Source organism: Arthrobacter sp. MAHUQ-56, assembly GCF_019710585.1.
Lineage (GTDB): Bacteria > Actinomycetota > Actinomycetes > Actinomycetales > Micrococcaceae > Arthrobacter.
On sequence record NZ_JAIFZQ010000014.1, the window covers coordinates 1 to 2,937 of the forward strand.

1 rRNA gene is annotated in these 2,937 nt (G+C 55.5%); it reads left to right on the top strand.

The features are described 5' to 3' along the window. A 23S ribosomal RNA gene (locus tag K4G53_RS07865) occupies positions 1-2,937 on the top strand; the annotation flags it as partial.

The following is a 2,937-nucleotide window of genomic DNA, read 5'->3' on the forward strand; positions in this document are numbered from 1 at the left end:
GGGGAGTCGATAACCGGACTGTGATCCCAGGGTGTCCGAATGGGGAAACCCCGCCAAGCGCGCGAGTGACTTGGTGACCCGTACCTGAACACATAGGGTGCGTGGGGGGAACGCGGGGAAGTGAAACATCTCAGTACCCGCAGGAAGAGAAAACAATAGTGATTCCGTTAGTAGTGGCGAGCGAACGCGGATCAGGCTAAACCGTTCCATGTGTGATAGCCGGCGGGCGTTGCATGGTCGGGGTTGTGGGACTTTCCATACCAGTTCTGCCGGGCTGGTGGGGTGTGATGTGCGCGCATAGGTGAACGGTTTTGAAAGGCCGGCCAGAGAGGGTGTTAGTCCCGTAACCGTAATGCGTTTGTGCCGCCTGTGAGAGTATCCCAAGTAGTACGGGGCCCGAGAAATCCCGTGCGAATCTGTCAGGACCACCTGATAAGCCTAAATACTCCCTAATGACCGATAGCGGACCAGTACCGTGAGGGAAAGGTGAAAAGTACCCCGGGAGGGGAGTGAAACAGTACCTGAAACCGTGTGCTTACAATCCGTCGGAGCAGCCTTGTAGCTGTGACGGCGTGCCTTTTGAAGAATGAGCCTGCGAGTTAGTGTTACGTCGCGAGGTTAACCCGTGTGGGGCAGCCGTAGCGAAAGCGAGTCTGAATAGGGCGTGTGAGTGGCGTGATCTAGACCCGAAGCGAAGTGATCTACCCATGGCCAGGTTGAAGCGACGGTAAGACGTCGTGGAGGACCGAACCCACTTCAGTTGAAAATGGAGGGGATGAGCTGTGGGTAGGGGTGAAAGGCCAATCAAACTTCGTGATAGCTGGTTCTCCCCGAAATGCATTTAGGTGCAGCGTTGCGTGTTTCTTATCGGAGGTAGAGCTACTGGATGGCTAATGGGCCCTACAAGGTTACTGACGTCAGCCAAACTCCGAATGCCGGTAAGTGAGAGCGCAGCAGTGAGACTGTGGGGGATAAGCTTCATAGTCGAGAGGGAAACAGCCCAGACCACCAACTAAGGCCCCTAAGCGTGTGCTAAGTGGGAAAGGATGTGGAGTTGCCCAGACAACCAGGAGGTTGGCTTAGAAGCAGCCACCCTTAAAAGAGTGCGTAATAGCTCACTGGTCAAGTGATTCCGCGCCGACAATGTAGCGGGGCTCAAGTACACCGCCGAAGTTGTGGCATTCACACAATCTCTAAGCCTTTGTGGTTCAGGAGTGTGGATGGGTAGGGGAGCGTCGTGTGGGCGGTGAAGTCGCGGTGTAAACCAGCGGTGGAGCCTACACGAGTGAGAATGCAGGCATGAGTAGCGAAAGACGGGTGAGAAACCCGTCCGCCGAATGATCAAGGGTTCCAGGGTCAAGCTAATCTGCCCTGGGTAAGTCGGGACCTAAGGCGAGGCCGACAGGCGTAGTCGATGGACAACGGGTTGATATTCCCGTACCGGCGAAAAACCGCCCATGCTGAGCGGGGGATACTAACTGCCCGAAACCTGCCCGACACCCCTTGTGGGTGAAGGGTTTTGGTGGAGCGCAGGACCTGATCCCGGGAGGCAAGCGTATTAACAGGTGTGACGCAGGAAGGTAGCCGAGCCGGGCGATGGTTGTCCCGGTCTAAGGATGTAGGGCGAACGGTAGGCAAATCCGCTGTTCATGATGCCTGAGATCTGATGGGACCCCCGTATGGGGGGATTTGGTGATCCTATGCTGCCGAGAAAAGCATCGACGCGAGGTTTTAGCCGCCCGTACCCCAAACCGACACAGGTGATCAGGTAGAGAATACCAAGGCGATCGAGAGAATTATGGTTAAGGAACTCGGCAAAATGCCCCCGTAACTTCGGGAGAAGGGGGGCCCCAACCTTGAACGGACTGCGCGTCCGGGAGGGGATCGGGGCCGCAGAGACCAGGGGGAAGCGACTGTTTACTAAAAACACAGGTCCGTGCGAAGTCGCAAGACGATGTATACGGACTGACTCCTGCCCGGTGCTGGAAGGTTAAGAGGACCGGTTAGCCTCACGGCGAAGCTGAGAATTTAAGCCCCAGTAAACGGCGGTGGTAACTATAACCATCCTAAGGTAGCGAAATTCCTTGTCGGGTAAGTTCCGACCTGCACGAATGGAGTAACGACTTCCCCGCTGTCTCAACCATAAACTCGGCGAAATTGCAGTACGAGTAAAGATGCTCGTTACGCGCAGCAGGACGGAAAGACCCCGAGACCTTTACTATAGTTTGGTATTGGTGTTCGGAGTGGCTTGTGTAGGATAGGTGGGAGACGTTGAAGCCCGGACGCCAGTTCGGGTGGAGTCATCGTTGAAATACCACTCTGGTCACTTTGGACATCTAACTTCGGCCCGTAATCCGGGTCAGGGACAGTGCCTGATGGGTAGTTTAACTGGGGCGGTTGCCTCCTAAAAAGTAACGGAGGCGCCCAAAGGTTCCCTCAGCCTGGTTGGCAATCAGGTGTCGAGTGTAAGTGCACAAGGGAGCTTGACTGTGAGAGAGACATCTCGAGCAGGGACGAAAGTCGGGACTAGTGATCCGGCGGTACATTGTGGAATGGCCGTCGCTCAACGGATAAAAGGTACCTCGGGGATAACAGGCTGATCTTGCCCAAGAGTCCATATCGACGGCATGGTTTGGCACCTCGATGTCGGCTCGTCGCATCCTGGGGCTGGAGTAGGTCCCAAGGGTTGGGCTGTTCGCCCATTAAAGCGGTACGCGAGCTGGGTTTAGAACGTCGTGAGACAGTTCGGTCCCTATCCGCTGCGCGCGCAGGAAATTTGAGAAGGGCTGTCCTTAGTACGAGAGGACCGGGACGGACGAACCTCTGGTGTGTCAGTTGTACTGCCAAGTGCACCGCTGATTAGCTACGTTCGGATGGGATAACCGCTGAAAGCATCTAAGCGGGAAGCTCGCTTCAAGATGAGATTTCCATACACAT